We start from the raw sequence: 21885 nt of genomic DNA, 5'->3' as shown, positions 1-21885 counted from the left end.
TCGGCACTCATCCATTGATATTTTGGGGATACTTAAAATGTGCCTCGACATAGGCTCTGGTGGACTCTCGCAACACGATGTCAGGCTTCACGATCCGCTGTTCTACCGCTCGCTCGGGCGATGCAATGCGGCGCAGCAAGAGTTGTGCTGCCATTTCGCCCAATTGCAAAATCGACTGCCCGACCGTCGTCAACGACGGATAGACATAACGACTCATCTGCACATCATCAAAGCCAATGACCGACAACTGTTCCGGCACCCGGATGTTGCGCTCCGCTGCAGCCCGCAATACACCAATCCCCATCATGTCGTTGCAGGCAAAGATAGCCGTGGGCCGATTGTGCTCCAGCAGGCCGACAGCGGCCTGATAGCCACCCACACTGCTGAAGTCGCTCTCGACCATCCAACGCTCGTCCGCGATCACACCCGCCTCTGCCAAGGCCCGCAGATACCCGGCCGTGCGCAGCTGCGCCACACGGGTAATTGCCGGCCCACCAATACAGGCAATGGCACGGTGCCCCAGGTCGAGCAGGTGACGTGTAGCCAGATACGCCCCAAGCTCGTGATCGATTCGCACCAGATCAGCCTCGACACCCTCAAGGCTGCGGTCGACGATGACCATCGGCGTTCGAACCCCGACCAGCCCGCTTGCCATGCCCAGGTCGCCACCGGCGGAAGCGACCACCAGGCCGTCCACCCGTTTTTCAAGCAGTACCCGCAGGTAATTGCGCTGCTTCTCAGGATCGTCGTCGCAGTTGCACAAAATCACGCAGTAATTGTTGCGCTCGCAGTAGTCCTCAATCCCACGCGCCAACTCGGCAAAGTACGGATTCAGGCTATTGGCAACCAACAGACCGATAGTCGCCGTGGTTTTAGCTTTCAACGAGCGCGCTACAGCGCTGGGGACATAGTCGAGGCGCGCGATGGCCTCCTCGACCTTCAAGCGAACCGGCTCGCTCACTGGGCGCGTTTTATTCAGAACATGGGAAACCGTCGTGTACGAAATGCCCGCCATTGCCGCGACATCTTTAATAGTTGCCATCGCTTAGTTCCGTCGCTGTGCACGTTGACTGCGGTAGGAGTCCAATACCACTGCTATCACTATGACAGCACCGGTAATGATACGCTTCGTAGGCTCAGTCGCGCCGATTTGAGCGAGTCCTGCGGCCAATACCGAAATAATCAGCACACCGAAAAAAGTACTGATGACCGAACCACGCCCGCCCATCAGACTCGTACCACCAATCACCACCGCCGCAATAACCTGCAACTCAAGACCCGAGCCGGCATTGGGATCCGCAGCCTCCAGCCGCGAGATCTGGAACAGCGCCGCGACCCCTGCCAGTAATCCCATCACGCTAAAGACCAGGATCTTGTAGGGCTTGGGATTGATACCGGCCAGACGCACTGCTTCTTCGTTGGTCCCAATGCCTATCAGGTAGCGACCAAACACCGTGCGTGTCAGTACTGCTTGAGCAATCACGATAATCAGCAATGCAATGATGAACGAGGGCGAAATCCCGAAGGCAACCGGGTTCGAAAGCCAGGCGAAAGCATCACCTATATAGGCTGTGCGCGAACCTGTCATTTGATAGGCAGCACCCCGGGCCATCTCCAGCACCCCCAGCGACACAATAAAAGAGGGGATTTTCCAGGCCACCGTAATAGAGCCCGTAATCGTACCCGCAAGGGCTGCACACCCCATGCCCAGCAACGCGGCAGGCATCACGCCCCAGCCCCAGCCCAGAATCGCGACACTGACCGCTGACGCGGCCAGGGCCAATACCGACCCAACCGACAAATCGATACCGCCAATAATCAATACAAACGTCATGCCCACAGACAGCACCATCAAATCCGGAATCTGATTGGCCAGGGTGCTCAACGTGTCATAGGAGAAAAAGTGATCACTGAGGCTGGAGAACAGAATAATCATGGCCAGCAAGGCGCCCGCCAATCCCAGATATGTGCCCGTTCCGTAATAGTTGTGTGCATTTTTTTGCGGCACGAGGGTGGCTTTCATGAGGCTTCCTTTGGCGCGGCTTCTGCGAGCAACGCATCTCGTTTTTGATAACCGGCAAAGGCTGCTGCCAGTAACTGTTCCTGGCTCCAGCTGTCACGCTCGAAGGTATCTATCAGACGCCCCGCAGACAGCACGCCGATGCGATCACAGATCAACATCAATTCTCGAAGGTCGCTCGACACCACGACCAGCGCCTTGCCCTTGCGCGTCAACTCGCCCAACAGTCGGTAAATATCGAACTTGGCGCCGATGTCGATACCGCGAGTGGGTTCATCAAACAGCAGGACCGTACAATCGCGCTCCAGCCAGCGGCCAATCACCACTTTCTGCTGGTTGCCGCCGGAGAGTTGCGACACCACTTGTTCCGGGCCGCTGCTGCGGATCCCCATTGCGTCGATCTGGCGACGGGCCAGCGCGGCTTCCTGCTGACCATTCACCACCCCCGTGCTGGAGATACTGTGCATGTTGCCCAGGCCGATGTTGGCACTGATCGACTGGGTCAATAGCAAGCCCTCGCCCTTGCGGTCCTCCGTAATCAGGGCGATACCCTGCTTCACGGCATCAGCCGGCGAGCGGATACTGACCACCCGCGTCGGCGAGCCCACCGCCACGGTGCCGCTATCGGGCAGATCAGCACCGTAGATCAATCGCAAAAGCTCGGTGCGCCCTGCCCCGATCAGTCCCGAAATACCAAATATTTCGCACTGTCTTACTTCAAACGAGACATCTTGAACCTTGTTCGAGCGACCGATCCCACTCACTTTGAGGGCCGTGTCACCCAATGTGCGCGGCCCCAAATCGAGTTGGTCTCCCAACTCACGGCCCACCATCAGATTGACCAGTTGCTCGCTGCTGTAATCGGCAATCGGCTCGACACAGACCAGACAACCGTCGCGCAGTACGGCAATCCGCTGCGCCACACGCGCCAGCTCTTCAAGTCGATGGGAGATGTACACAATCGCCACGCCGCGGGCCTGAAGCCGTTCGATTTGCACAAACAGCATTTCAACTTCACGGGCCGTAAGCATCGCGGTGGGCTCATCCAGGATCAGGACATGACAGTCCCCGATCAGGTTGCGGGCGATTTCGACCATTTGCTGGTGGCCAATCCCCAGCTCCCCGACCAGGGTGTCGGGATCTATCGCCTCCAGCCCCACCTGGGCCATAGCCTCAATGGCCGACGTGCGTAATTGCTTGCGGCTGATCCACCCCATACGGCTGGGCAGGTTATCCAGAAACAGATTTTCCGCCACTGTCAGTGTGGGCAGCAGGTTCAGCTCCTGCATCACCATGCGCACGCCCTGTTTCTCGGCGTGGGAGCGACTGCCAGGGGCATAGGCCTGGCCATTGAATTGCATCTGACCGAGAGTCGGAACTTCCAGGCCACCGATAATTTTCGACAGGGTGCTTTTTCCGGCGCCATTTTCACCCGTCAAGGCCAGCACTTCGCCGCGATACAGCGACAGATCGATATCGGCCAGCACCGCCTGCTGCGTGTACGTTTTACCAATCCCGCTGACCGTGAGGACCACGCCGGCATCAGGAGCAGACATATCATTTCTCCCGGCACCCGCCCTACCGGACGGGTGCCTGCGACACCGAGTGGAATTACTTGTTGATGACCAGTTCGACAGGGGTATCGATGACACCGTCCTTCAGGTTTTCAACCGGCTCTTTCTTGACCAGCTTGAGCGCGGTTTCAATGCCAAAAACCGCCTGCTTGGCTGCTGCCTGGTCGGCCGTGGCCAGCACCCGACCATCTTTGAGCATCGGTTTTATCGCATCGATATTGTCATAGCCGACCACTTGAACCTTGCCGACCTTGCCTGCTGCACGGATGGCCGACACCGCGCCCAGAGCCATGCTGTCATTACCCGCGAGGATGGCCTTGAGGTTGGGGTACTCGCTGAGCATGCCTGCCGCGACCTTGTTGCCACCGTCGATTTCCCAGTTACCCGACTGCACCGGCACAATTTTCATACCGGCGGCGGTCATGGCGTCCTTGAAACCTGCCGTGCGCATTTGCGCATTGGTGGTGGTCGATACACCCTCAATGATCCCTACTTCATCACCCGCCTGGAGTTTTGTCGCCAGGTACTCACCCACTTCACGGGCGCCCTGGCGGTTGTTTGGCCCCACAAACGGCACCTCGATGCCTTTGCTTTTCAACACGTCGGGGTCCAGCTGGTTGTCAATGTTGACCACCACGATCCCGCGGTCCTTGGCTTTCTTGATGGCCGACACCAAAGCCTTGGAGTCCGCCGGTGCAATCACCAGCGCATCAACCTTGGCGATGATCATCTGATTGATGATGTCGATCTGGCCTGCGGTGTCGGTTTCGTTCTTGATCCCGTTGGAGACCAGGTCGAAACTGGCCGCATGGGCTTTTTGATAGTCCTCACCACCCTTTTGCATCGTGACAAAGAACTCGTTTGCCAACGACTTCATCACCAGCCCGACTTTGGGTTTTTCAGGCGTATCCGCATAAGCGACAGGGAGGGTAAGGGATGCCGCAGCCAGCATGGCGACAGCGAGGAGGCGTCCAGCAAATGGCAGCTTCATGGAAGTAACTCCGATCTTATGATTATTGTGAGCAACGTCCTGCTCGCGCTACGCCTGACTGCCAAAAGCCGTGTGACTGGCAATAGGTCATGATTCAGAACCTGCCAGGGCTGGTTCAAAAAACGCCGCGCAAACGTTTGCTTGAACCTCACTATGGAAAGCCGGCTGTTATTTGTCAATGTGAAAAAAGGACGACGCCAGACCGACGGTCATTCGAATCTCCGAACGCAAAAACCTTTTTTGTTCGGGAAACCGTACTAATTCAATACAAAAAATTTCACTCTTTTATTTTTGCCTTATAAATCAACCACTTATCATCGTTACCGAGCGAGCATGTACTGGCATAAATAATGCTCCCCTACACCGCTCACGGCCAATGGATCGCTTGTGCCGTGTTTAGTGTGCGAACACCGGCACACTCACTAATAAGAGAAAAAACAATGAAAAATGCTGTGTTGAAAACCATCGTTCCGGGCGCACTGGCCCTTCTGCTTGCACTGCCAACGATTGCTCAGGCGCAAGAAACCGCCACCAAGCCCAATGTCGTCATTCTTGCTACAGGCGGCACCATTGCCGGTGCAGGCGCAAGCGCTGCAAACAGCGCAACGTACACCGCTGCCAAAGTGGGTATCGACAAACTGATTGCCGGTGTTCCCGAGCTGAGCCAACTGGCAAACGTTCGTGGCGAGCAGGTGATGCAAATTGCATCCGAGAGCATCACCAACGAAAACCTGCTGCAATTGGGCCGCCGTGTAGCCGAGCTGGCTGACAGCGATGATGTCGACGGCATCGTTATCACCCACGGCACCGACACCCTGGAAGAAACCGCTTACTTCCTGAACCTGGTCGAAAAAACCGACAAGCCAATCGTCGTGGTCGGCTCCATGCGTCCGGGCACCGCCATGTCGGCTGACGGCATGCTGAACCTGTACAACGCCGTTGCCGTTGCCGGCAGCAAAGACGCCCGTGGCAAAGGCGTACTGGTCACCATGAACGACGAAATCCAGTCCGGCCGTGATGTCAGCAAATCCATCAACATCAAGACCGAAGCATTCAAGAGCCCTTGGGGCCCACTGGGCATGGTCGTTGAAGGCAAATCCTACTGGTTCCGCTTGCCAGCCAAGCGTCACACCATGGATTCGGAATTCGACATTAAAGACATCAAGAGCCTGCCAAACGTAGGCATCGCCTACTCCTATGGCAACGTCGATGACACCGCCTACAAAGCATTGGCACAATCCGGCGCCAAAGCCATCATCCACGCGGGCACCGGCAACGGTTCGGTATCTTCCCGCGTTGTTCCGGCCTTGCAAGCACTGCGCAAGGATGGCGTACAGATCATTCGCTCTTCCCACGTAAACAACGGCGGGTTCGTACTGCGTAACGCAGAACAGCCTGACGACAAAAACGATTGGGTTGTAGCCCATGACCTGAACCCACAGAAAGCCCGCATCCTGGCCATGGTCGCACTGACCAAGACCCAGGACAGCAAAGAGCTGCAGCGGATGTTCTGGGAGTACTGAGTCGCACGCGTCAGCGCTCGCGGTTTGAACTCGAAAAGGCCGTCTCCCCCGGGAGGCGGCCTTTTTATTTGGCCCTGAATAACCACCGGATGTACCCGCCCGCGCACCAAACAGTTGCCAAATCTTACACAGTTAAATACTGTATGCGCATACAGCACACCAAGGATCGCATCATGGCTAAAAAAGCGGCGAAAGCGCCTACCCTACCGAGCCCCTACGAAATCTTCGGCGCACGCATACAAAAAATCATCAGTTCGCCCAAAGCCCAAAAAGACAAAATGGCGGTGCTTGAGCGACTCGAAGGCGACAATCCCGAGTTCTGGGAACGCCTGCTGGAAGAAATTTCCGAAAACGACAACGTCACCGTTGCCCATCGCGATGATGGCAGCGTCAATATTTTCTGGACCGTGCTTGAGGAAGACTGAGTCAATGAGGTTTTGTTTACTGGCACTGGTCAGTCTTTTTACCGTTGCAAGCGCACATGCTGCTGCCCCACAAACCTTCAGCGAAGCCAAAAAAGTCGCCTGGAAACTCTACGCACCCCAGTCCACCGAGTTTTACTGCGGTTGCAAATACAACGGCAACCGCATCGACCTGAAAGCCTGCGGCTACGTCCCACGCAAAAATGCCAACCGTGCCGCTCGTATCGAGTGGGAACATATCGTTCCTGCCTGGCAAATCGGTCATCAGCGCCAATGCTGGCAAAGTGGCGGGCGGAAAAACTGCACCCGTAACGACCCGGTATTCAAAGTGGCCGAAGCTGACCTGCACAACCTGGTGCCCAGCATTGGCGAGGTCAACGGGGACAGAAGCAACTTCAGCTTTGGCTGGCTGCCCGAGAAAAAGGGCCAGTATGGTTCGTGCCTGACACAGGTCGATTTCAAATCCAAAAAGGTCATGCCCCGCCCCAACATTCGCGGCATGATCGCTCGTACCTACTTCTACATGAGCAAGCGCTATAACTTGCGCCTTTCAAAGCAGGACCGGCAGCTCTACGAAGCCTGGGACAAGTCCTATCCCGTTCAGTCCTGGGAGCGTCAGCGCAATCAGGCGGTGGCATGCGTGATGGGTCGCGGCAACGAGTTTGTTGGCCCGGTCAACCTCAAGGCCTGTGGCTGAAACCCCTCTGCTCGACTGCAACAGCCTTGAGCCCTGATGTCAGCGCAGGCTCAAGGCGTTTCTCCTGCCATTGAATGTCCACCAACAGCCAATGAATTATGGCTTTTTCAGGGGTACGCACATTGCCGAACCTGCATTGCTGAGCTATTACTTGCGGGATGATCAAACAGGTTCGATTTACTAAAAAACAACGGGTGGTCGACGAGCTCGTCCATCGTATCGAAAGCGGGCTCCTGGCAGACGGACATCTGCTACCGGGAGAAGACCAATTAGCTCAAGAACTGCGGGTCAGCCACAGCACGTTGCGCGCAGCACTGGCCGAACTGGAAAGGCGAAAATATATCGCTACGCGAACAGAAGGCGGCGCCATCGTCACGTATGACGGTATTACGCTCGACCAAAACAACGGCTGGACTCAGGCGCTGGCCAATACGGGTGCCCGCATCCACACAGAACTGCTTCGACTTGAAGCCATCGAGCGCCCGGATCTGCTCCATCAATTGGGCTTGAGTCAATTTGTCATCCTGGAGCGACGTCGCCGTCGGGACGATGGCACCGCGATTTCGCTGGAGCGCTCCTTCATGCCCGCCACGGGCGGCCTGGAAGGCCTGCCACGAGTAGGGCTGATCGACGACTCGCTCACCATCACCCTGGCGGCCTACGGCTTTGTCGGCGACCGGGGCGATCAATGGATTGGCGCCGAACCTCTCAATGAAGAAGACGCGCTATTGCTTGGACGCCCTGCCGGAACCGTTTTCCTCAAGGCCCTGCGCACCACTTACGACCGCCACGGACGTTTCATGGAACTGGTCGAAAGCTGGCTTGATCCGGTGCACTTTCGCATGTACCACTCGTTTGGAACGCCCACATGACGCCCACTGACCGGGCGCTTGGCGCGTTTTACGGCCTGGCACTCGGTGACGCACTGGGCATGCCGACCCAGTCATTCAGTCGGGGGCAGATTGTGGCCCGGTTCGGGCACATCACGACACTTGAAAACGCCCCGGCCGATCAACCCATTGCGCCGGGTATGGTGGCGGGCTCAATCACCGACGACACCGAGCAAGCCATTCTGGTGGCGCAATTACTGGTGGAAGGCAAAGGCAGCATTGACCCCGACCAGCTTGCCCGGCGCCTGATCAGCTGGGAGTCCGCCATGCAGGCCAAAGGCTCCCAAGACCTGCTCGGCCCCTCCACCAAGCGCGCGATAGAGATGATCCTCGCGGGCCACAGCCCCGAAGAGTCAGGCCGCTACGGCACCACCAACGGCGCCGCCATGCGCATCGCCCCGGTGGGCATCGCCAGCGACATCTCCCATCCGGAACGCTTTATCAAAGCCGTTATTCAGGCGTGCCAGGTCACTCACAACACCAGCCTGGGGATTGCCAGCGCCGCCGCCGTCGCCGCCGTGGTCTCCAGCGGGATCAATGGCAAAAAACTGGAGCACGCCCTCAATGCGGGCACCGAAATGGCGTTCATCGCCGAGCATCACGGCCACTGGGTTGCGGGCGGCCGCATGGGCCCGCGCATTCGCTGGGCCAGACACGCAAGTACCGAGTGCAACCCTGACAATATTGGCGACTTGTTATATGACGTGATCGGCACATCAGTCGCATCCCAGGAATCTGTCGTCGCAGCGTTCGCCCTCGCACAGCGCGTGGCAAACGCCAGCATGAGCAGTTTTGACGCCCTGTGCATGGCCGCCAGCCTTGGCGGCGACACCGACACCATTGCCGCCATTCTCGGCGCCATGCTGGGCGCCTGTGGTGGTCTGGATCATTGGCCAGCGGCGCTGATCGAACAGATCACCGAGGTCAACAGCCTGCAACTGGAACCGTTGATCCACCAACTGCTGGCCCTTCGTAACCCATAAGCAGCCTGCCAAGGGCAGCAAAGCGACTGGCCTTGCAGTCCCGCCCTGGACACACCCTGCTGATAACGAGAACAACCGCATCAGGAGCCACTCTCCATGACACCTCCTAACCCCGGGCACAGTGCCGGGCAACTGGAAACACGCGGCATAGAGCCCGTTCCCGAAAATGAGTGCCACGGCAACCCCCTGCAACTGTTCTGGGTCTGGTTTGCAGCCAATATCAGCATTCTCGGCTTGCCACTGGGTGCGACTCTGGTGGCCTTTCATCAACTGGCCATTTGGCAGGTCGTCATCGTCGCCCTGATCGGTGCTGCCGGCTCGTTTGCCGTGGTCGGCGTGATCTCCATTGCCGGACGACGGGGCCGAGCACCAAGCCTGACGCTGTCGCGGGCGATCTTCGGGGTACGTGGCAATATTGGCCCCACACTGGTTTCACTGATTTCACGTATAGGGTGGGAAACAGTGAACACCACTACCGCCGCATTCGTGCTGCTTGCACTGTCCTCCATCGTATTCGACACCCCTGCGCAAGCCAAAAACGCACCGGGGCTTACCCTGCTGTTTATCGGCATTTTCACGCTGCTGACCCTAAGCGTTTCCGGACTGGGGCATGCAACGCTGCTGCTGATCCAGAAATGGGCAACCTACGTGTTCGGCGCGCTCAACTTGCTGGTTGGCGGTTTTCTGTGCGCCACCATCGACTGGCAAAGCGTATTCAACACCCGCCCTGCCCCCATGAGCGCGGTCATTATCGGGATCGGCATCATGGCGGCTGGCACCGGCATTGGCTGGGCCAACGCCGGGGCTGACATGTCGCGCTACCAGAAGCGCAGCGTCAGCGCCTCGCAACTGGTCGCCTGCGCGGCCTGGGGGGCCGGGATCCCACTGGTGTTGCTGATTACCCTTGGCGGCTTGCTGTCTGTCGGCAACCACGACCTGGCCACCGCCACCGACCCTATTGCCGCGATCCGCAACATGCTGCCCTCCTGGATGGCCATTCCCTACCTGCTAAGCGCATTTGGCGGACTGTTACTGTCCAACCATCTGTCAGTGTATTCGGCAGGCCTGACCACCTTGACCCTGGGCGTGAAGATCAAACGGGTTCAGGCGGTCGTCGTCGATATCGTGGCGATTTCTTGTGGCTCGATTTACTTCATGCTGTTTGCTGACAGTTTTTACGGCCCCTTCATCACCTTTATCTCACTCACCGCCATCCCGATTACTGCCTGGGTGGCCATCTTTGTCATCGACCTTGTTCACCGCCAGTACTACAGCGCCAAGGACCTGCTGGACGTCAGCCCCAGCAGCGCCTACTGGTACAACGGCGGCATTGAATGGAGAGCATTGGGAGCATGGGCGCTGGCCCTGGTGCTGGGCTTTTGCTTTACCCGTGTGGGCAGCAGTGACGCGGACTGGTTTGTCGGGCCACTGGCCGACTCCTGGTTGGGTCATAACGGTTTGGGCTGGGTCGTGACATTCGTCGTGGCAGGTGGCTTGTACGCATTGCTGGGCGGTGCCAAAGACCGTCGCCAACCTGCATCGGATAACGCCCATGTCTAGATTGCTGCATACCGGCCAGGTCATCGTCGATCTGGCAATGGCCCTCGACACTCTGCCCCGTACCGGTGGCGATACATTGGCCCACAGCGCCCGCTTTCACGCAGGCGGCGGTTTCAACGTGATGGCCGCGGCCCAGCGCAATGGACTACAGACTGTGTACCTGGGGCGTCATGGCCAGGGCCAGTTCGGTGAATTGGCCCGCCAGGCCATGAAGACCGAAGGCATACAGTTGGCCTTGCCCATCGACCCGCACAAGGACACCGGACTGTGCGTAGCCCTCACTGAAGCCAGCGCTGAGCGCACATTTATTTCCTGCATCGGTGCCGAAGGCGGGTTATCCGCCCAGGACCTGGATCACGTCACCGTCCAGCCTGACGACTACGTGTACGTCAGCGGTTACAGCCTGCTCCATCCAGACAAGGCCAGGCCGCTATTGAGCTGGATACAGGGCTTGTCCCCCAGCGTACATCTGTCGTTCGACCCCGGTCCCCTACTGGCCGATATCGATCCACACCTGCTCAACCTCCTATTGCCCCGCCTCGACCTCTGGACCAGCAATCGGAGCGAAGCGCAGGCCTTCACCCACAGCTCCTCCCTGGCGGACGCCCTGACCCTTCTGCCTGCACGCCTGCCCAACCAGTGCCTCACGGTTGTGCGCGATGGGCCTCAGGGCTGCTGGATCAACGAGGGCCACGGCCCGCAGCACATGGCCGGATTCAAGGTACAGGCCGTCGACAGCAACGGTGCCGGAGACACCCATGCCGGGGTGATGATTGCCTCATTGGCGGCCGGTTGCAGCTCGGCGCAAGCGGCGACACGGGCCAATGCCGCAGCGGCGCTGGCCGTCACCCGCCACGGCCCCGCCACAGCACCGGCCGCTGACGAGGTGGATGCTTTCCTGAGAAAAATGGAAAAACCTTACCCGCAACACGACCAAAGACTGTAAGCAGATATGTTCAAAAAGATCATGAAAAGCTGGAAAATGCGCAAAGTGCTGCACTAACCTTACGCCTTGGCTCCCATCAAGCGACACCAGCGCCCGATAACTCCTACAGGATGTCGGGCGACTTGCGTGTATGCAGGGCTGCGTTTCACCTGACTTGTGACGATACTTTTGAAACTCATCATTATTGCTGTCTATGTTTTGTCCATCGCCTATGTCCACCTGCGGGGCTCTGTTCGCCACAAGCTGGGACGTCAGCTGAGCGATCACTCCACCTTTCTGGCACCCATCAACTGCTTTCTGTACCTGTTCTCCAAAGTACCGAGCCAGCCGTACCTCAAACCTTCAGACTTCCCCGAATTGCAGCCCCTGCAAGCCCATTGGCAGGAAATCCGCGAGGAAGCGCGAAACCTGATGCAAGCGGGCCAGATCAAACGCTCCGAACAACCGAACGACGTGGGGTTCAATTCGTTCTTCAAAAGTGGCTGGAAGCGGTTTTATCTGAAGTGGTACGGCGACAATCACCCGTCAGCGATCGAACTGTGCCCGCGAACCATTGAGTTGCTCAACGGCATTGGAACCGTCAAGGCCGCCATGTTTGCCGAGTTGCCACCCGGTTCGAAACTGGTACGCCACCGCGACCCTTATGCAGGCTCGCTGCGGTTTCATTTGGGCCTGGACACGCCGAATGATCCGGGCTGCCATATCAATGTCGACGGCCAGAGCTACTTCTGGCGTGACGGTGAAGCCGTGATGTTTGACGAAACCTTTATTCATTACGCCGAAAACACCACCGACAAGAACCGCATCATCCTGTTCTGCGATGTAGAGCGCCCGATGAAATACTCCTGGGCCAGCGCCTTCAATCAGTGGTTCAGCCGCACGGTCATGGCCTCTGCCAGCTCACCCAACGGTGCCAGTGATAAAACCGGTGGCCTGAACCGCGCGTTTACCCGGCTGTACAAGATCCGCCTGCGCGGCAAGGAGCTGAAAAAGCGCAACCGCGCACGTTATTACCTGGAGAAGTGGCTGGTGTTTGGCGGTTTGCTGGCCATTTTTTTACTGGTCTAGGCTTGTAGCCGCCGTACTTAACCCACCACCAACGGCGGCAAAGTGCCAAGCAACGAAACCGCTGCCACTGCCGCCAGTCCAAACAGCCACTCAAGGGCAACACTGCTGCGCAACATTGCGATGTGCCCCAGGCGGCTCATGACCAGATTGAACAGCGCCAGCAGCATCACCCCCACCAGAGTCACTTTGATCAACAGGATCAGTGCGAACCCTTCAAACAATGGCGTGGGCCAGAGCGCTCCGGTCAACACCCGCGTATTGATCAGCCCGGTCAAAATGATCCCGGCAACCAGCACAAACCCCAGGTTGCTGAAGCGCTGCAAAACCGTGGTCACGGCTTGCCCGGCCGGGCGTCCAAGGATCAGCAGCAACCCCATCAGGCCACCAAGCCAGGTGGCGACACACAGCAGGTGAATCAGTTGATTGAGCATCAACAATTGACCGCGCCAGCCATCCAGCATCGCGCCGTGACCAACCGGCGCCAACGTGGCCAGCAGCAACAGGCTCAGCAACCCTGTGAGGTAAAAACGGACGGGGGCATACAAGGTGATCAGCAACAGAACGCAGAACACCAGATGAAAGGCCCAGACCTGCCCGAAAAACGTGCTGCCCAGCACCAGCCACAACGTGGCGGGCTCCAGGGTTTCGGGCCAGCTACCGGCCATCGAATGGGTGGTCAACAGTAGCCAGGCCACGCCACTGCCAAGCCCGACCCATGCCAGGACGCGATTGACCTTGCGCAGCTGTTGGTCAATCTCGACTGATGGCCAGGCACCCAACAGCAAGGGCCTGAATGCACAGGCCCCGAACATCAGCAGCACAGCGCAAAAATGCACAAAACGGCAGATGACCATTTCACTGACAATCAACTCAGTTGCTCACCGTAAAGCTGTAATCGCCGGTGCTTTTGTGAGTGTCGACCGACACTGCACTCCACTTCACCTGATAGGTGCCCGCTGGCAGCGGCTGGGCCGGGGTCACGATCAGGACTTTCTTGTTGGCAGGCTCGGTCTTGATGCTGCTCACTGCAACCGGCGCCTGGTCACGGGTCACAACGACCTTGGTGAACGCCTGCTCCACACCCTCGGTAAAGACCAAACGCAGTTCGCTGGCACGGTTGACGGTGCTACCGGCAGCGGGTGTCGACTGTTCCAGATGGGCATGGGCAAACGCCGCGCTGGCACCGGCCATCAGTGTCAGCAATGCAGCGGTATTGAGGACTTTTTTCATGAGAGCAGCAGCCATTGCACAGTACCTTGAGAGTGAAATACGCGGTCATAATACTCGCCTAAACTGATTGAAGGGCGAGCGCACGCAACAACCCGGAACCAGACCCGACGCCTCCCCCGCAAGGATCCCAGCATGCCCACACGCCTGAGTTTTATCTGTCATGCCCGCACTGAAGCCCAGCGTCTGGGCCGCTTCGCACTGGATGAACCGGCAGAACCAAAAGGCTTGCTGCTGGCAGCCGAACTGAGTGCGAGGCTGAAAAAACCGGTACGCATACTCTGTGCGCCTGAAACCCGGACCTTGCAAACCGCCCAGGCACTGGGCGGCGAAATAGAAATCGTACCCGCCCTGGGCGACTACGATGTCGGCGACTGGCAGGGGCTGCGCCTGTCGAACCTGCAACAAAGCATGCCGCAGGTGCTCACAAACTGGATCAACAACCCGTTTTCAGTGCCCCACGGCGGCGAGTCCGTGCAAGACCTTTGCCTGCGCGTCAGCGCTTGGCTCGATGAGTTTCGCGAAGAGGGCCACTTTGCCGTGGTGACTCATCCCTTTGTGATCCGTGCCGCCATTTTGCATGCACTCGCAGCGGACACGTCCTCCTTCAACCTGATTGACGTAGAACCGCTGTCGGTGGTTGACCTGCGCTTCAATGATCGCTGGCGGCTGCGGGTTTGAATCACTCCTCCAGCGTTAGCCCACCCGGTGGCAGCGGCAAGGCGGTTTTGTAGCGCACCTGTTTGAGGGCGAAGCTTGAGCGGATATTGGCCACCCCCGGAACCTTGGTCAAAAAGTCCATCATGAAGCGCTCCAGTGCCTGAATACTGGGCACCAGCACCCGGATCAGATAGTCCGGGTCGCCTGCCATCAAATAGCACTCCATGACTTCATGGCGATCGGAAATCGCCGCTTCAAAATGCTGCAGGGCCTCTTCGACCTGTTTCTCCAGGCTGACATGGATAAACACATTGACGTGCAACCCCAGCATATCGGCGTCGAGCAAGGTCACCTGCTCACGGATCAGGCCGCGCTCTTCCATCGCCTTGACCCGGTTGAAGCACGGCGTCGGCGACAGATTGACCGAGCGCGCAAGGTCCGCATTGGTGATGCGCGCATTCTGCTGAAGGCTGTTGAGAATCCCGATATCCGTTCGATCCAGCTTACGCATGAGATAAAAACACCTGTTTTTTATGTTTATAAAGAATTCTTATCCTTAAATGCTTCAAAGCACAACGAACTACAGAGAAATATTCTTCAGCGTCAGGAATATGATTGTTGTAGGACAAGATCTTGGTCTTATATCAGACAGGTCTTCGACGTTTCACCTAGCTCCCGCGCCTAATAAACACGACAAGATCGAGCGTAGAGAAAGCCATGAATGAATATGCACCGCTGCGCCTGCACGTTCCCGAACCGTCTGGCCGCCCAGGCTGCAAGACCGACTTCAGTTACCTGCGCCTGACCGATGCAGGTCTGGTACGCAAACCCCCCATCGACGTGGAACCTGCCGACACGGCTGATTTGGCCAAGGGCCTGATTCGCGTGCTCGATGATCAGGGGCAAGCCCTCGGCCCGTGGGCCGAAGGCGTTTCAACCGACGTGTTGCGTGCGGGTATGCGCGCCATGCTCAAGACCCGCATTTTCGACACCCGCATGGTGGTCGCCCAGCGCCAGAAGAAAATGTCGTTCTATATGCAGAGCCTTGGCGAAGAGGCCATCGGCAGCGCCCAGGCCCTGGCCTTGAATATCGACGATATGTGCTTCCCGACCTATCGCCAGCAAAGCATTTTGATGGCCCGGGACGTACCCCTGGTCGACCTGATCTGCCAATTGCTGTCCAACGAACGCGATCCGCTCAAGGGTCGGCAATTGCCGATCATGTATTCGGTACGCGACTACGGCTTTTTCAGCATTTCGGGCAACCTCGCGACCCAATTCGTGCAAGCCGTTGGCTGGGGCATGGCCTCGGCGATCAAGGGCGACACCAAAATCGCCTCGGCCTGGATTGGCGACGGCGCCACTGCCGAATCCGACTTCCACACCGCCCTCACCTTCGCCCACGTCTACCGCGCCCCGGTGATCCTCAACGTGGTGAATAACCAGTGGGCCATTTCGACCTTCCAGGCCATTGCCGGCGGCGAGTCCACTACCTTCGCCGGGCGCGGTGTGGGCTGCGGCATTGCTTCGCTGCGGGTTGATGGCAACGACTTTATCGCGGTGTACGCCGCCTCGGCCTGGGCTGCGGAGCGGGCCCGACGCAATCTGGGGCCGACCCTGATCGAGTGGGTCACCTATCGCGCAGGCCCGCACTCCACTTCTGACGATCCATCCAAGTACCGTCCTGCCGATGACTGGAGCCACTTCCCGCTGGGCGATCCGATTATTCGTCTCAAGCAGCACCTGATTGCCACCGGCAACTGGTCGGAAGAAGAGCACGCTGCGGTCAGCGCTGAACTCGAAGCCGAAATCATTGGCGCGCAAAAGGAAGCCGAGCGTTTCGGCACCCTGGCCGGCGGTCAAATACCCAGCGCCGCGACAATGTTTGAGGACGTGTACAAGGAAATGCCCGAGCATTTGCGTCGGCAACGTCAGGAATTGGGGTTATAACCAGATGAACGACAACAATAAAATTCAGATGGAGAACGCCGTGAGTACCAGCACCATGACGATGATCCAGGCCCTGCGCTCGGCCATGGATGTCATGCTTGAGCGCGACGATAACGTGGTGGTCTTCGGCCAGGACGTGGGCTACTTCGGCGGCGTATTCCGCTGCACCGAAGGCCTGCAGGCCAAGTACGGCAGCTCGCGGGTGTTCGACGCCCCCATCTCCGAAAGCGGGATCGTGGGCGCTGCCGTGGGCATGGGGGCTTACGGCCTGCGTCCTGTGGCCGAAATCCAGTTTGCCGACTACTTCTATCCGGCTTCCGACCAGATCGTTTCCGAAGCGGCGCGTCTGCGTTATCGCTCGGCCGGTGAATTTATCGCCCCGATGACCATTCGCATGCCCTGCGGCGGCGGGATCTACGGCGGCCAGACCCACAGCCAGAGCCCGGAGGCCATGTTCACCCAGGTCTGCGGCCTGCGCACCGTGATGCCATCCAACCCCTACGACGCCAAAGGGCTGCTGATTGCCGCCATCGAGAACGATGACCCGGTCATCTTTCTGGAGCCAAAACGCCTGTACAACGGCCCGTTCGACGGCCATCACGACCGTCCTGTCACCCCGTGGTCGAAACACCCGGCCAGCGCCGTACCCGACGGCTATTACACCGTACCGCTGGACTGCGCCGCCATCGTGCGCCCCGGCACCGAAGTCACCATCCTGACCTACGGCACCACCGTCTATGTGGCGCAAGTGGCTGCTGAAGAAACCGGCATCGACGCTGAAGTCATCGACCTGCGCAGCCTGTGGCCCCTGGACCTGGACGCCATTGTCACCTCCGTCAAGAAGACCCGCCGTTGCGTGGTCGTGCACGAAGCCACCCGCACCTGCGGTTTTGGCGCCGAGCTGATCGCACTGGTCCAGGAGCACTGCTTCCACTACCTGGAAGCCCCAATCGAACGCGTCACCGGCTGGGATACGCCGTATCCCCATGCTCAGGAGTGGGCCTACTTCCCCGGCCCGGCGCGAGTGGGTGCTGCTTTACAACGGGTTATGGAGGTCTGAATGGGTACGCACGTTATCAAGATGCCGGACATTGGCGAAGGCATTGCTCAAGTTGAACTGGTGGAATGGTTTGTCAAAGTCGGCGACATGGTCAGCGAAGACCAGGTAGTGGCCGATGTCATGACCGATAAGGCCACCGTGGACATTCCTTCCCCCGTGGCCGGTAGAGTGCTGGCCCTGGGTGGCCAGCCCGGCGAAGTCATGGCCGTGGGCAGTGAATTGATCCGCATCGAAGTCGAAGGCGCGGGCAACCTGCGTGAAAGCGCCCAGCCTGCTGCGGCACCTGCACCAACACCTGCCGCCGCCCCTAAAACCGCGCCACAAGCCCGGGTCGAAGTTGCCGTGGTTTCGGCGCCCGCGATTAAAACCGCAGCAGTGCTGCGGGTCGCGCCTGTTGCCCGTGAAGCCAATGAACGCCCGCTGGCCTCCCCGGCCGTGCGCAAGCGCGCCTGGGATGCCGGGATCGAGTTGCGCTTTGTCGTGGGCAGCGGCCCTGCTGGCCGTGTGCTGCATGACGACCTGGATGCCTATCTGGCACAGGACTCCAGCCCCGCCGCCGCACCGGCCAGTGGTTACGCCAAACGCAATGACGAGCAGCAGATTCCGGTCATCGGCCTGCGCCGCAAGATCGCCCAGCGCATGCAGGACGCCAAGCGCCGCGCTGCACACTTCAGCTATGTCGAGGAAGTGGACGTCACCGCGCTCGAAGAACTGCGCGCCCAGCTCAATCAAAAATGGGGCGACAGCCGCGGCAAACTGACCTTGCTGCCATTTTTGGTACGGGCAATGGTTGTCGCCTTGCGTGACTTCCCGCAGATCAACGTGCGTTACGACGACGAAGCCCAGATCATCACCCGCTTTGGCGCGGCGCACATCGGCGTAGCAGCGCAAAGCGACGCAGGCCTGATGGTACCCGTGGTTCGCCACGCCGAAACCTTGAACCTGTGGGGCGCCGCCGATGAAATCGCACGCCTGGCCAACGCCGTGCGCACCGGCAAAGCCACCCGCGAAGAACTCTCCGGCTCCACCATCACGCTGACCAGTCTTGGCGCGCTGGGCGGCATTGTCAGCACCCCGGTGGTCAACCTGCCCGAGGTGGCGATTATTGGCGTTAACCGCATCGTCGAGCGCCCGGTCGTGGTCAAAGGCCAGATCGTAGTGCGCAAAATGATGAACCTCTCCAGCTCCTTCGACCATCGCGTGGTCGATGGCATGGACGCGGCGCAATTTATCCAGGCCATGCGTGGCTTGCTCGAACAACCTGCCACCCTGTTTCTGGAGTGAACATGCAGCCAACACAACACACCACGCTGCTGATTATCGGTGGCGGTCCTGGCGGCTATGTCGCGGCGATCCGTGCCGGTCAGCTGGGGATCCCGACGGTCCTGATCGAAGGCCAGTCCCTGGGCGGCACCTGCCTTAACGTCGGCTGCATTCCGTCCAAGGCGTTGATTCACGTTGCCGAGCAGTTCCATACCACCCAGCGCTACAGCACCAACAACTCGCCGCTGGGGATCAAGACCCAGGCACCGACCCTGGACATCGGCCAGAGCGTGCAATGGAAAAACGGCATCGTTGATCGCCTCACCACCGGCGTGGGCGCACTGCTTAAAAAGCATGGCGTCAAGGTGATACACGGCTGGGCCAGGATCCTCGACGGCAAGGCCGTTGAAGTCGACGGACAGCGCATCGAATGCGAACACCTGCTGCTGGCTACCGGCTCGCAGACCGTCGACCTGCCGATCCTGCCCATCGGCGGGGCGATTATTTCGTCCACCGAAGCCTTGCAGCCCACCGCCATTCCCAAGCGCCTGACCGTGGTCGGGGCCGGATATATCGGTCTGGAACTGGGTATCGCCTACCGCAAGCTCGGCGCCGAAGTCACCGTGGTCGAGGCTCGTGACCGAATCTTGCCGACGTACGACAAGGATCTCACGCTGCCGGTGGCCGAATCCCTCAAGGCTCTGGGCATTACCCTGTACCTGTCCCACAGTGTCGAAGGTTTCCAGGCCAGCACCAAAACCCTTTCCATGCGCAACGCCATGGGCGAGAGCCAGACCCTGGAAACCGATCAGGTGCTGGTGGCTGTCGGTCGTCGTCCGCGCACTCAGGGCTTCAACCTTGAAACCCTGGCACTGGCCATGAACGGCCCGGCCATTCGCGTCGACAACCGTTGCCACACCAGCATGCGCAACGTGTGGGCGATAGGCGACCTGACCGGCGAACCGATGCTGGCTCATCGGGCAATGGCCCAGGGCGAAATGGTTGCCGAAATCATTGCCGGTAAGCAGCGCGAGTTCAGCCCCACGGCCATCGCTGCCGTGTGCTTTACCGATCCGGAAATCGTCGTGGTGGGTAAAACCCCGGCAGAAGCCGAGGCGGCGGGACTGGACTTTATCAGCGCCACCTTTCCGTTCTCAGCCAATGGCCGGGCCATGACCCTGGAATCCAAGACCGGGTTTGTGCGGGTCGTGGCGCGCCGTGACAACCACCTGATCGTCGGCTGGCAAGCTGTGGGTGCGGGGGTTTCGGAGTTGTCGACTGCCTTTGGCCAGTCAATGGAAATGGGCGCCTGCCTGGAAGACATTGCCGGCACCATTCACGCCCACCCGACACTGGGTGAAGCCGTGCAAGAAGCCGCCCTGCGCGCATTGGGGCATGCGTTGCACTTGTAAATCACCCTCACTGTGGGAGCGGGCTTGCTCGCGATGCGGGCAACGCGGTCTGTCAGGAAAGCCGCGTCGATGCCATCGCGGGCAAGCCCGGCTCCCACAGGCATGCAAAACATTCACCTCGCCCACAGCGGGCATGGTTCATCTCCTGAATCCAGCACTGGGCGTAATGGCCCAAGACCAGTAGAATCGCGCTCTTTTTTCCAGGGCGCTCGCCATGACCTCTCTCAACACCCCGCCTGAAGCCGAGTCCCAGACCAGCGAGCTGGTCTTCGGTCTTGAAGACCGGCCCAAGCCATGGATCGGCTTTCTGGCCGCTCTGCAACATCTGCTGGCGATCATCGTGCCTATCGTCACCCCCGGTCTGCTGATCTGCCAGGCGCTGGGTGTGTCCAGCCGCGATACCAACCTGATTGTCTCCATGTCGCTGGTCATCTCCGGCATCGCAACGTTCGTTCAGTGCAAACGCTTCGGCCCTTTCGGCGCCGGGCTGCTGATCGTGCAAGGCACCAGCTTCAACTTTGTCGGCCCGCTGATTGCGGGTGGCGCACTCATGGTCAAGCAAGGCACCCCAGTTGAAGGTGTGATGGCGGCTATCTTTGGCGTGGTGATTGCCGGCTCGTTTGTCGAAATGGGTATCTCCCGCGTTCTGCCCTTTGTAAAACGCATGATCACCCCGCTGGTCACCGGCATCGTGGTGCTGATGATTGGCCTGACCCTGATTAAAGTCGGCCTGATCAGCATGGGCGGCGGCTTTACCGCGATGGCCAACGGTACGTTCGCCAACGGCGAAAACCTGATGCTGTCGGGCGTGGTGCTTGCAATCATCGTTATCCTCAACCGCATCCCGCTGGTATGGATGCGCAGTTGCGCCATCGTCATCGCGCTGGCCGTGGGCTATGCACTGGCGGGTTATCTGGGCCGCCTGGATTTCACCGGCATGCACGAGGCAGAACTGTTCCAGGTGCCAATGCCGTTGCACTTCGGCCTGGGTTTCTCCTGGTCGCTGTTTATTCCGATGCTGGTGATTTACCTCGTGACCTCCCTGGAAGCCATTGGTGACGTGACCGCCACCAGCAAAGTGTCGCGCCAGCCGGTCGAAGGCCCGATCTGGATGCAACGGATCAAGGGCGGCGTACTGGTCAACGGTGCCAACTCGTTTCTGGCGGGCATTTTCAACACCTTCCCCAGCTCGATTTTCGCCCAGAACAATGGCGTGATTCAGCTCACCGGTATCGCCAGCCGCCATATCGGCGTATGGATCGCCGGCATGCTGATCCTGCTGGGGCTGTTCCCAAGCGTGGCAGGCGCCATTCAGGCCGTGCCCGAGCCGGTATTGGGCGGTGCCGCCATGGTGATGTTCGGTGCCGTAGCAGCCTCGGGGATCAACATTCTGGCCAGCATCCACCTGGACCGTCGCGCCCTGCTGATCATTGCCGTCTCCCTGGCCTTAGGTCTGGGTGTGTCCCAGGTGCCCGAGTTTCTCGCCCACATGCCCGCTGCCCTGCGCAACGTGCTGGAATCCGGCGTGGCCACAGGCGGCATCTGCGCGCTGCTGTTGAACTGGTTCCTGCCGCCAGTCGAGAAAAACCCGGCGTAGTCAGCACTCTGAAAAAGGCAGGACCGCCTTGCGCCGTCCTGC

Annotated in this window: 21 protein-coding genes; 14 read left to right on the top strand and 7 right to left on the bottom strand. The window is 59.1% G+C overall.

The genetic code is table 11. From position 1 onward, the window contains the following. Positions 1–7: 7 nt before the first annotated feature. Genes AACY07_RS13520 through AACY07_RS13505 form a run of 4 tightly spaced genes read right to left on the bottom strand, consistent with a single transcriptional unit; the run spans position 8 to position 4585 of the window. Positions 8–1042, bottom strand: a complete 1035-nt coding sequence (locus tag AACY07_RS13520; RefSeq protein WP_339475224.1) for a LacI family DNA-binding transcriptional regulator — start codon at positions 1040–1042, stop codon at positions 8–10. A 3-nt stretch (positions 1043–1045) separates the two neighbouring features. Then, the gene (locus AACY07_RS13515; RefSeq protein WP_339475223.1) at positions 1046–2023 is read right to left on the bottom strand and encodes an ABC transporter permease; all 978 of its coding nucleotides are present in this window, start codon (positions 2021–2023) and stop codon (positions 1046–1048) included. After that, positions 2020–3576 carry a sugar ABC transporter ATP-binding protein gene (locus tag AACY07_RS13510; RefSeq protein WP_339475222.1) on the bottom strand — a complete coding sequence of 519 codons (1557 nt, stop codon included), beginning with the start codon at positions 3574–3576 and terminating at the stop codon, positions 2020–2022. Before AACY07_RS13510 ends, AACY07_RS13515 begins: the two co-directional genes overlap by 4 nt. 55 nt (positions 3577–3631) lie before the next feature. Then, a complete protein-coding gene (locus AACY07_RS13505) occupies positions 3632–4585 on the bottom strand; it encodes a sugar ABC transporter substrate-binding protein (protein WP_219261073.1) in 954 nt (317 codons plus the stop codon). Between the two features lie 440 nt (positions 4586–5025). Here AACY07_RS13505 and AACY07_RS13500 point away from each other — a divergent pair, with 440 nt between their 5' ends. The 8 genes from AACY07_RS13500 to lpxO all read left to right on the top strand — a co-directional run bounded on the left by AACY07_RS13500 (position 5026) and on the right by lpxO (position 12674). Further along, positions 5026–6108: an asparaginase gene (locus AACY07_RS13500; protein ID WP_133076143.1), complete on the top strand. Its 1083-nt coding sequence runs from the start codon at positions 5026–5028 to the stop codon at positions 6106–6108. A gap of 173 nt (positions 6109–6281) precedes the next feature. Further along, entirely contained in the window at positions 6282–6533 is a 252-nt protein-coding gene (locus tag AACY07_RS13495; protein ID WP_133076142.1) for a DUF1654 domain-containing protein, read from the top strand. A gap of 4 nt (positions 6534–6537) precedes the next feature. Next, complete coding sequence (locus AACY07_RS13490; RefSeq protein WP_133076141.1) at positions 6538–7227, top strand: endonuclease; 690 nt, start codon at positions 6538–6540, stop codon at positions 7225–7227. A 158-nt stretch (positions 7228–7385) separates the two neighbouring features. Beyond that, positions 7386–8099 carry a GntR family transcriptional regulator gene (locus tag AACY07_RS13485; protein ID WP_133076139.1) on the top strand — a complete coding sequence of 238 codons (714 nt, stop codon included), beginning with the start codon at positions 7386–7388 and terminating at the stop codon, positions 8097–8099. Continuing rightward, positions 8096–9100: an ADP-ribosylglycohydrolase family protein gene (locus AACY07_RS13480; protein ID WP_339475213.1), complete on the top strand. Its 1005-nt coding sequence runs from the start codon at positions 8096–8098 to the stop codon at positions 9098–9100. Before AACY07_RS13485 ends, AACY07_RS13480 begins: the two co-directional genes overlap by 4 nt. A 96-nt stretch (positions 9101–9196) precedes the next feature. Further along, positions 9197–10660, top strand: coding sequence for a purine-cytosine permease family protein (locus AACY07_RS13475; RefSeq protein ID WP_339475210.1), 1464 nt, complete (start codon positions 9197–9199; stop codon positions 10658–10660). Next, on the top strand, positions 10653–11606 hold the full coding sequence (locus AACY07_RS13470) for a PfkB family carbohydrate kinase (protein ID WP_339475207.1): 954 nt from the start codon (positions 10653–10655) through the stop codon (positions 11604–11606). Before AACY07_RS13475 ends, AACY07_RS13470 begins: the two co-directional genes overlap by 8 nt. A gap of 168 nt (positions 11607–11774) precedes the next feature. Continuing rightward, positions 11775–12674, top strand: coding sequence for a lipid A hydroxylase LpxO (gene lpxO, locus AACY07_RS13465; protein WP_339475205.1), 900 nt, complete (start codon positions 11775–11777; stop codon positions 12672–12674). A gap of 17 nt (positions 12675–12691) precedes the next feature. On the opposite strand, the gene copD is transcribed toward lpxO, so the two are convergent. Continuing rightward, positions 12692–13540: a copper homeostasis membrane protein CopD gene (gene copD / locus AACY07_RS13460; protein ID WP_339475545.1), complete on the bottom strand. Its 849-nt coding sequence runs from the start codon at positions 13538–13540 to the stop codon at positions 12692–12694. 4 nt (positions 13541–13544) lie between these two features. Beyond that, on the bottom strand, positions 13545–13919 hold the full coding sequence (copC, locus tag AACY07_RS13455) for a copper homeostasis periplasmic binding protein CopC (protein ID WP_339475203.1): 375 nt from the start codon (positions 13917–13919) through the stop codon (positions 13545–13547). 117 nt (positions 13920–14036) lie between these two features. Here copC and AACY07_RS13450 point away from each other — a divergent pair, with 117 nt between their 5' ends. Then, the gene (locus AACY07_RS13450) at positions 14037–14582 is read left to right on the top strand and encodes a histidine phosphatase family protein (RefSeq protein ID WP_339475200.1); all 546 of its coding nucleotides are present in this window, start codon (positions 14037–14039) and stop codon (positions 14580–14582) included. Position 14583: 1 nt separating this feature from the next. On the opposite strand, the gene bkdR is transcribed toward AACY07_RS13450, so the two are convergent. Continuing rightward, on the bottom strand, positions 14584–15072 hold the full coding sequence (gene bkdR / locus AACY07_RS13445; protein WP_016781430.1) for a Bkd operon transcriptional regulator BkdR: 489 nt from the start codon (positions 15070–15072) through the stop codon (positions 14584–14586). 206 nt (positions 15073–15278) lie between these two features. Between bkdR and AACY07_RS13440 the strand changes: the two genes are divergently transcribed. The 5 genes from AACY07_RS13440 (at position 15279) to AACY07_RS13420 (ending at position 21843) form a co-directional block, all read left to right on the top strand. After that, a complete protein-coding gene (locus AACY07_RS13440; protein WP_133076128.1) occupies positions 15279–16511 on the top strand; it encodes a 3-methyl-2-oxobutanoate dehydrogenase (2-methylpropanoyl-transferring) subunit alpha in 1233 nt (410 codons plus the stop codon). 4 nt (positions 16512–16515) lie between these two features. After that, positions 16516–17571, top strand: a complete 1056-nt coding sequence (locus AACY07_RS13435; protein ID WP_019826497.1) for an alpha-ketoacid dehydrogenase subunit beta — start codon at positions 16516–16518, stop codon at positions 17569–17571. Further along, a complete protein-coding gene (locus AACY07_RS13430) occupies positions 17572–18855 on the top strand; it encodes a dihydrolipoamide acetyltransferase family protein (RefSeq protein ID WP_339475196.1) in 1284 nt (427 codons plus the stop codon). Positions 18856–18857: 2 nt separating this feature from the next. Next, on the top strand, positions 18858–20246 hold the full coding sequence (gene lpdA, locus AACY07_RS13425; protein ID WP_339475194.1) for a dihydrolipoyl dehydrogenase: 1389 nt from the start codon (positions 18858–18860) through the stop codon (positions 20244–20246). Positions 20247–20460: 214 nt separating this feature from the next. Continuing rightward, complete coding sequence (locus AACY07_RS13420; protein WP_133076123.1) at positions 20461–21843, top strand: nucleobase:cation symporter-2 family protein; 1383 nt, start codon at positions 20461–20463, stop codon at positions 21841–21843. Positions 21844–21885: the final 42 nt, after the last annotated feature.

The sequence above is a fragment of the Pseudomonas sp. RL_5y_Pfl2_69 genome (assembly GCF_963970465.1).
GTDB lineage: Bacteria > Pseudomonadota > Gammaproteobacteria > Pseudomonadales > Pseudomonadaceae > Aquipseudomonas.
Note: the sequence above shows the minus strand (reverse complement) of the source record. Positions and strands in the feature narration are given on the sequence as shown.